Annotated in this window: 7 protein-coding genes and 2 pseudogenes; all 9 read right to left on the bottom strand. The window is 35.4% G+C overall.

What is annotated here, in order from left to right:
- Nucleotides 1-910: 910 nt before the first annotated feature.
- On the bottom strand, nucleotides 911-1,651 hold the full coding sequence (locus AFK68_RS21095; RefSeq protein WP_094674826.1) for a phycocyanobilin:ferredoxin oxidoreductase: 741 nt from the start codon (nucleotides 1,649-1,651) through the stop codon (nucleotides 911-913).
- A gap of 2,012 nt (nucleotides 1,652-3,663) precedes the next feature.
- A pseudogene (locus AFK68_RS21090) lies at nucleotides 3,664-4,245 on the bottom strand (response regulator); the annotation flags it as partial.
- A 458-nt stretch (nucleotides 4,246-4,703) separates the two neighbouring features.
- The gene (locus AFK68_RS21085) at nucleotides 4,704-4,895 is read right to left on the bottom strand and encodes an ATP-binding protein (protein WP_371357484.1); all 192 of its coding nucleotides are present in this window, start codon (nucleotides 4,893-4,895) and stop codon (nucleotides 4,704-4,706) included.
- A 43-nt stretch (nucleotides 4,896-4,938) separates the two neighbouring features.
- Nucleotides 4,939-5,628: pseudogene (locus AFK68_RS21080) on the bottom strand (sensor histidine kinase); the annotation flags it as partial.
- Nucleotides 5,624-5,761: a hypothetical protein gene (locus AFK68_RS45910; RefSeq protein WP_371357483.1), complete on the bottom strand. Its 138-nt coding sequence runs from the start codon at nucleotides 5,759-5,761 to the stop codon at nucleotides 5,624-5,626. The pseudogene AFK68_RS21080 and the gene AFK68_RS45910, both read right to left, overlap by 5 nt.
- A 313-nt stretch (nucleotides 5,762-6,074) precedes the next feature.
- Nucleotides 6,075-6,410, bottom strand: coding sequence for a hypothetical protein (locus AFK68_RS21070; protein WP_094674819.1), 336 nt, complete (start codon nucleotides 6,408-6,410; stop codon nucleotides 6,075-6,077).
- 147 nt (nucleotides 6,411-6,557) lie between these two features.
- Nucleotides 6,558-6,987 (bottom strand): PhnD/SsuA/transferrin family substrate-binding protein (locus AFK68_RS21065; RefSeq protein ID WP_246844321.1); only part of this gene is annotated, 430 nt, incomplete at its 3' end.
- Between the two features lies 1 nt (nucleotide 6,988).
- A partial coding sequence (locus AFK68_RS21060) for a PhnD/SsuA/transferrin family substrate-binding protein (RefSeq protein WP_256386618.1) occupies nucleotides 6,989-7,324 on the bottom strand: 336 nt, incomplete at its 3' end.
- 52 nt (nucleotides 7,325-7,376) lie between these two features.
- A partial coding sequence (locus tag AFK68_RS21055; protein ID WP_168186584.1) for a PhnD/SsuA/transferrin family substrate-binding protein occupies nucleotides 7,377-7,859 on the bottom strand: 483 nt, incomplete at its 3' end.
- Nucleotides 7,860-8,386 lie beyond the last annotated feature (527 nt).

Here is an 8,386-nt window from a genome sequence, read left to right as displayed (position 1 = left end):
ATCACTTCAAGAAACTACTCAGCAGCTTAAAAGCATCAAAAAGGGTATTAATCAAATGCAATTACTCGGTGATGAACTAACCGAAAATTAAAATATGCCCGAAAAATAGTTGTGTTTTCTGTATCTAGCTAAATTTTGCATAACTTTAACTATATTTTTACTAGATTTACTGTCTAAAATTGCCGTGGGTTCATCTACATAATACTAATTCAGTTTAAATATTTCACCAATAGTTTCAAACTACATAAGTGAAATAATTTCCTGAAATTACTGAGCGCTTCAAAGTTTTGAACCTATACACTATTACTTTTAACTTTTAACTTTTAACTTCTGTGAAACGGTAGAACTTAGATTTACTGACTAAAGCATAAGCAATTGTCACCCTTTGCTTTTGTGTGCCAGATAAATTATTAGGGTAGTAATCTACTATTTCTCCTAATCCTACTACTTATAAATAATTCCAAACAGAAATTGGTAGCAAATATTTATCCAAATAGAATAAGAACAGTTAAAACTTAAAGATTAGGAATAATTTTACATACTAAAAACTGTCCGAAAANTCCTACTACTTATAAATAATTCCAAACAGAAATTGGTAGCAAATATTTATCCAAATAGAATAAGAACAGTTAAAACTTAAAGATTAGGAATAATTTTACATACTTTGTACTGATACTTTAAAAAATATCTGCTGGGTCAACCTGTTGTAATTTACCCATCGCCTTACCTCTCCACAGACAACACATCAACTATTGGGAGTAAATCTTGTCAGGTAGGTGCATTAAAATATAAACCGCGCATTGAGAGGTTGAGATATCCCGCGCTGTCTCATGTATAGCAGCGTCGGGAAAATATCAAATCTCTAAATTTGATAACAACTCAAAAAAAATATTCGTAATTTTCTCTCTAATCAATAATCCGGGCTATCAAATAATACAGTAGTTAAATAATAATCTGTCCATTCTCGCCCAAAAGCTTTTTCCAATACTCGACGAGTTTTGTCGTTTTGTCTCTGTTGAGTGGAATAATGGCCTTGAGCCTTAAGAATCTCAAGTTGTTGTTCTGGAGTAACTGGTTTTTGGGCGATCGCTTGTTGGCAATGTATTTCTAGGTAAGATTCCACTATAGATATAAATTTTTGTTCTTCCTCTAAACCAGTTGGTCGTATAAATAGACAAAATTCAGAAAATATTTCCCCCCATTCTGGGAGTTCCCGAGGATGAGAAAATTCTTTTGTTGGTAAAGTTTTCAGTTGACTATTATAGACTTCTGGTAGTTTTCTGTCTTGGCTTAAGGGTGATAGATCGACTACTGCTGCACTTATTTTGCCCCTAGCCCCCACTAAATCTGTTCCAAACATAGGTAGGGCATAACTTGTTCTCGGAAACATAACACAGTGCAATATATCTAGGTTTTGGCCTATTGTTGCTAGTTCTAGATGTAACTTGCGAAACTGGGGAGTTTGATAGCATTTGTTTTCAATTGTTAGTTTTTCCCCTTCCAGACGGCCTTCTACATAACCTAACTCTGCTGGTAGGTAATATGGTTCTAGGTCTAGGTAGCGCTGCCAAACTGCTTCTATGGTGTCTGCTAGTTGGCATACTAAGGGATTTTGTTGTTCTCGTATGGATGGAATTGATGTTTTTAACATTCTCTTTATGGGCCAGTTAATTGGGGTCTTGTTATATTAACTTTTTTTAGATTTTAGATAATTGGTTGATTAGTAATTAGTAGTTTATATATTATTAGAATCCCACAATTGTGTCTTAAATTTTTCAAGTTCAAAATTATAAGCCAAAAGTCAAAAGTCCAAAAGTCAAAAGTCCAAATTTAAGTTTACGGCTATATCTAGTAAATAGTAAATGAACATTGACAGTTATTAAGAATATTGCGATCNAAAAGTCAAAAGTCCAAATTTAAGTTTACGGCTATATCTAGTAAATAGTAAATGAACATTGACAGTTATTAAGAATATTGCGATCGCCATTTAACATATAACGGTTGTTTAATTTATATTTTTTTCAATTCTTAACATTGTTGTTCTTATATTTTCCTAAATACTAAATTATCTCCTAATAAGAGTTTCATTCAAGTTTTTCTTATATGGTAAATGCAACTAAAATTTAATCTAGATTTACAATATCAAAAGTGTTGAATACTTATTAAGTGAAGTTTAATTACATTAACTTGCATACTTGATGAATAGTGCTAAATTAAAAATATAGAAGAAGTAAATAAACTTCTTTGACAGATGCACAAGAGTTGAAATGATAACTAAGGAGGTAACAAAAAAACTGTTTAATCCATTGATCATCTGTCTGTTCAGACACCAACAGCAACCAACATTGGTTGATATTTCCTCAAGTTGTTTTAGGGGAGCAATGAACTCAAATTTTTGAAAGAGTCTAACTCTATTTCACCTTTAATCATATAGAGGAAATCACTCAGCTAAGGAGGTAAACAAAGCTGTTCCATTTTAAGTCTGTCTCAATACGAAACCAGAATAACACCCATTTAAAAAGCGAATACTTCCTACTAATAATATCAGGAATACTACAGTAAATTTAACACTGTGTAATTCCAAGACCTGAAGAGGAAAAGAGGAAGTAATGTAGTTAGTCTAGATGGGTGTTGTTCTATGAAAAAGACTGCTTAACAACAACAATATTATTGTGACATTAAATTGAAAATAATCAAATTTTTCATGTCAATAATTAAAAAGTAAAGTTTAGTAAAGTTTCCTTGTAATAATTAGGAAAAATGTTAGATTAGTAATTGAAGCAGTAAAGCTTCAAATATTCATAACCTCATCTTCTTAGCAAGAAGGTAAAACTTCAAGAAGGGTGCTAAAGCCAAAGGCACAAGTATTTCTTGAGAAACCAACAGGTTGTTATCAACCTTGATTTTCGGTTAAGCCGTTAATATACAAATAAGGAGGAAAAAACAACACTGCTAAGTCTAGTTATCTGTCTGATTCAAAGAACAGGAACTCCTTTGTCAGTAGCTAATATTTTCTCAAGTTTGAATAGTATTGGGAGTAAAAATTATCAAGTTTATGGTTGAGTTTAACTCCATTTCAAATTTAGTAAAATAGAGGAAATAATTTTAGCAACTCAGGAGGTTAAAACTCTGTTAAATCCAAGAAAATCTGTCTCGTTAAATACTCAAAAGCAACACCTAGATAGAAAACTGATATTTCCTTAATTGGTAAAAAGGGAGCAACGTAACTAAGGTTCATAGCTTAGTACATCTCCAGAGATAATCCAAAAATGGAAGGAAGTCACTCAGTGAGTAAGGCTTAGGTGTTGTTTTTTGATGTTTATGAACTAACTGATAATTAATAATTACCTATAATTAAAACCTTAAGGGAATTGAATATAAGGAAATATCTTAGCACTTTTTTTGACCTTGAAAGAGGAGGCTAATAAAGCTGAATTATTTAATTAATAATTATTAATTATTCGGTCAAAATTGTTAATTTTATTTCTTTAATTAATTTAATTAAAAATTTTACAAGAAGTCTATCATGTGATTGAGGTTAGCATAAATAAAGTTAACAGGGTTATTAATTTNAATAAAGCTGAATTATTTAATTAATAATTATTAATTATTCGGTCAAAATTGTTAATTTTATTTCTTTAATTAATTTAATTAAAAATTTTACAAGAAGTCTATCATGTGATTGAGGTTAGCATAAATAAAGTTAACAGGGTTATTAATTTCATGGGCAACTCCTGCAACTAACTGTCCTAGAGCTGCCATTTTTTCTGATTGCACTAGCTGAACTTGGGACTGCTGCACCTGCTGTAAAGCTTGTTTTAGTTCTGCTGTACGTTCGGTTACTTGATATTCTAACTTTTCCGTGAGGTGGTATAATTTTAATTGTGTTTTCACGCGGGCAATTAATTCTGCTTCCTGAAATGGTTTAGTTACATAATCAACTGCTCCTAAACTAAGTCCCTTAACTTTATCAGTGGTATCGCTAAGAGCAGTCATAAAAATTATGGGTATATTTTGAGTTATCTTAGAAGCTTTGAGACGACGACAAGTTTCAAAACCATCAATACCAGGCATCATTACATCAAGCAGAATCAAACTAGGTACACTTAATTCTGCTTGACTAATAGCCAATTCACTATCAGTGGCGATCGCTACTTCAAAGTCAGCATCACTTAAAGCTTCTGAAAGAACTGCTAAGTTAGCAGGAGTATCATCTACCACTAAAATTAAATCAGAATTGTCCATAATTTAGCTCTTTTTTTTTAATATTATTATTACGCGATTTATAATACCAGTTTGATAAATTTTTGCTACAAATATTGAGGTTATCCTGCACAGAGACACCTAATTTTCAGCTCTTTATGCACGGTTCGGTGAAAAATCAAAAAGTTAGGATTTTGGACGCATAGTTGAGCAAAAAAATTACTCCCGTACGGACGTTTTGCTAACGCAAAGCTCCGCNTATTGAGGTTATCCTGCACAGAGACACCTAATTTTCAGCTCTTTATGCACGGTTCGGTGAAAAATCAAAAAGTTAGGATTTTGGACGCATAGTTGAGCAAAAAAATTACTCCCGTACGGACGTTTTGCTAACGCAAAGCTCCGCTTTATATGTCGCGCAGCGTTTCGCTGCGCGACATGTTTGCGCAGCATTCCGGAACGGAAAACGCATTTTTGCCTGTGCAACGTCCCTACCTACTCCCCTACTCCCTACTACCTACTCCTAATTCACTTGTAACTTCAATCTCACTTCCCATAAGACTAACAATATTATGAGTAATAGTAAGTCCTAGTCCAGTTCCTTCAGCGTGTCGTTTCCCCTCACCAACTTGTTCAAAAGGTTGGAAAATTTTTTCTAAAGAATCTGGACTCATGCCAATTCCTGTATCATTAATCTGGAAGCGGAGTCTGACGTTATCTTCAGATGTTGGGTATTCNACTTGTAACTTCAATCTCACTTCCCATAAGACTAACAATATTATGAGTAATAGTAAGTCCTAGTCCAGTTCCTTCAGCGTGTCGTTTCCCCTCACCAACTTGTTCAAAAGGTTGGAAAATTTTTTCTAAAGAATCTGGACTCATGCCAATTCCTGTATCATTAATCTGGAAGCGGAGTCTGACGTTATCTTCAGATGTTGGGTATTCAGTTTGTTTTTGTGCTGCCATAGAATCAATTACCTCTACCTTCAATATCACTTTACCTTTTTCAGTAAATTTAGCAGCATTTCCTAATAAATTAATTAGTACCTGACGCAATCTTTTCGGATCGGTAAAAATACCTTCTGGTAAATTAGGATCTGGTAGATAAACAAAATCAACGCCTTTTTTTTCCGTCCGAATGCGAATAATTTCCCCTATTCCTTGGAGAAAAGATGGTAAATGAATTGGTTGCAGTTGCAATTCTAGTTTGCGAGCTTCAATTTTGGAGATATCCAGGATGTCATTAATCAGGGTGAGCAAATGAGAACCACACTGATGAATAATCTTAATTCCTTTTTTTTCCTTTTCTCCCCAGGTTTGGGAACGATTGAGAATTTCAGCATAACCCAGAATCCCGTTAAGGGGGGTGCGGAGTTCATGGCTCATATTAGCTAAAAATTAACTTTTAGCCTGATTAGCAGCATCAGCAGCTTGTCACTTCTGTTCCAATGAACTGTAAGTAAGATTCAGCTAACTTAACCCCCATTTGATTAAATTCTTGAGCTAATTTCTCAATTTCATCACCAGTCTGAATTTGGAAACGATAACATAAATCCCCCATTCCTAATTTTGCTGCACCAATTTGCAGGGTTTGAATCGAGCGAATTACCGGTAACAGTGTTAGGGAAAACTGACCAATAAAAATCAACAACACTACCCCAATTAAGCAGTAGGTGACAATAGTTGCATTGCGCTTAAATTGCATCGCAGCTTTTTGGGGAACAGCATCTTGTTGCCGTACTTCCTCCAGCAATAAATTGAGAAATAGTAGAATATCATCCTCGAATGAGTTAATAGCTTTGACATCTTGCTTGATCCGAAAAGTAGAATAATCTTGATCTTGTACAATTCTATTAACTAAGCGGACAAGAAATTCATGACGACGGCCTACTACTTCCGTTTTTTTTAGATTCTGGTGTTAACTCTTTGATCTCTTCCAAACTGGTCAAAAAATTTGACATCTCTTGCTGATAGGTGTTCATATAAACAACACTCCGATCAAGCAAAAGATAGTCTTTCAGCGTGGAAGTTTGCTTTTCTAGAGAAAGCTTAAGCTCTTGACTTTTACGAACTGCTTGATTAGTACGATCGCGGGTTTGCTCTATAGATTTTTCTATCTGTCTAATCAAGAGTGTACTACCTCCGAGTAAAGCAGCTACTAATCCCACAGAAATTGCTGTTGAAGCAATAAATTTAGTCAGAATCTTCATTTTTCGGGTACTGTTGTAGACTTCAGACGGGTGTAGATTTGTCGTATTTCTTCAAAGTCTGCATCTTTACCCAAGGTATAACCAGCAGATTCAGTGCCACTTACATCTACAACACCTACGGGAGCATCTATCAAAGCTTCTTGGAGNTTTCTTCAAAGTCTGCATCTTTACCCAAGGTATAACCAGCAGATTCAGTGCCACTTACATCTACAACACCTACGGGAGCATCTATCAAAGCTTCTTGGAGTTGCTTAATAACTTCTGGTGCGAACTTCTTGGTATTGATAACTATGGGGGGGGAAGGTATGGGGTTTGACTCCCAGATAACTTGATAATTAGCATCTAGTTTTCCCGATTTTTGACTCCGCAGGAAAGATGCCTTATCGTTAGTGACTGCATCTACCACATCATCTGCTAAATTTTGTGTGGCTTTATCGTGACTGCCAGAATAACGAATTTTAGCAAAATCTCTTGTGGGATCGATACCCGCAGTTTCCAAGCCATTCATCGGTATAAGGAACCCAGAAGTGGAAGATGGACTAACAAAAGCAAAGCGTTTACCTTTTAAATCTTGCAGNCAGGAAAGATGCCTTATCGTTAGTGACTGCATCTACCACATCATCTGCTAAATTTTGTGTGGCTTTATCGTGACTGCCAGAATAACGAATTTTAGCAAAATCTCTTGTGGGATCGATACCCGCAGTTTCCAAGCCATTCATCGGTATAAGGAACCCAGAAGTGGAAGATGGACTAACAAAAGCAAAGCGTTTACCTTTTAAATCTTGCAGAGTTTTAATATTTTTGGTAGTATTTGCAACTATAACGCTAGTATACCAAGGTCTGCCACTCACTCTATCTATAGGTATAACTAACGGTTTATAGCAACAGCCAGGGCGATTAGGACATAGACTGATGATGAATCAAAGACCACGGAAACACTTTTCCCACTGTTCCCAGTTAAGTGTNAACAGCCAGGGCGATTAGGACATAGACTGATGATGAATCAAAGACCACGGAAACACTTTTCCCACTGTTCCCAGTTAAGTGTTCCCTGTCCCCTGCTATAATATTAGGGTTGCCTTCGTTGGCTTTGATATAGGTAAGAGCTGCTAAATATGCCATATCTACCTCTTCTTTAACAATCAAATCAACTGCTTCTGCATAATTTTTCGTAATTTGGAAATTAACCGGACGTTTGAGAATAGTTTCTAGATATTCAGCTAAAGGTTGTAATTTTTCTTCTTGCTTTTCAGGACTTTGCCAAGGAAGCAGCGCTACCGTTAAAGTATTGCTTATAGAAGGATTAGAGGAGGAAATTTGTTCACTTTCAGAAGATTCGTTAGAAGAAGTTGAACTGCAACTAATAGCGATCGTACTGATACATAACAGTAAGCTAAATACCAATGAATATCTGAGAAAGCGATGGTTTGGCCACAAAATAAACTTCATCAATACAACCTCTTTGATAATTTTGGAAACTGAGTCTTTTCAAGCTTGATGCTTTTAATTTATCATATTGCGATTCTTTGTTTAAGTAGCCCAGGGTAATAAAATGTCACTTTGAATAGCTGTCATTGCAACCAAAGGGAAGTAATATAGAATCCGGTTGAATAGTCGTCCGCAGCGACGAAGCGGAAGCAATCTCAGATCCTAGTTTTTCCTATCTTATGCGTAAGTCCTGATTAAAAAGCAGTCAGCACTTCAGCGGTCAGCATTAGAACTTTTTTGACTTTGAGTCGGGGTTGAAATTCCCTTTCCGTTCCGGAATGCTCCACTCTCCTCGCACGTTTACTGCTGACTGCTGATTGCTAACCGCTGACCGCTTTTCAATCAAGATAGTATTCAATGAACGTTTGCAACCGTTGGAGTTGGAAATTGTTCGCCAACTGCAAAATCTCTAGAGTAAAAGCGGTAGAAATTGCTTGTGATGTCTGAAGCTCTTCCACAGTTTCTATCACACTTTGAATATCACCATC

It is taken from the genome of Hydrocoleum sp. CS-953 (assembly GCF_002260545.1).
Lineage (GTDB): Bacteria > Cyanobacteriota > Cyanobacteriia > Cyanobacteriales > Microcoleaceae > Trichodesmium.
This window is presented reverse-complemented; position numbering and strand designations above follow the sequence as displayed.

Bases quoted from the DNA above. Each gene is read 5' to 3' on its own strand.
- AFK68_RS21095 (WP_094674826.1), bottom strand. From the start codon at position 1,651: ATGTTAAAAACATCAATTCCATCCATACGAGAACAACAAAATCCCTTA.
- AFK68_RS45910 (WP_371357483.1), bottom strand. From the start codon at position 5,761: ATGGGGGATTTATGTTATCGTTTCCAAATTCAGACTGGTGATGAAATT.
- AFK68_RS21070 (WP_094674819.1), bottom strand. From the start codon at position 6,410: ATGAAGATTCTGACTAAATTTATTGCTTCAACAGCAATTTCTGTGGGA.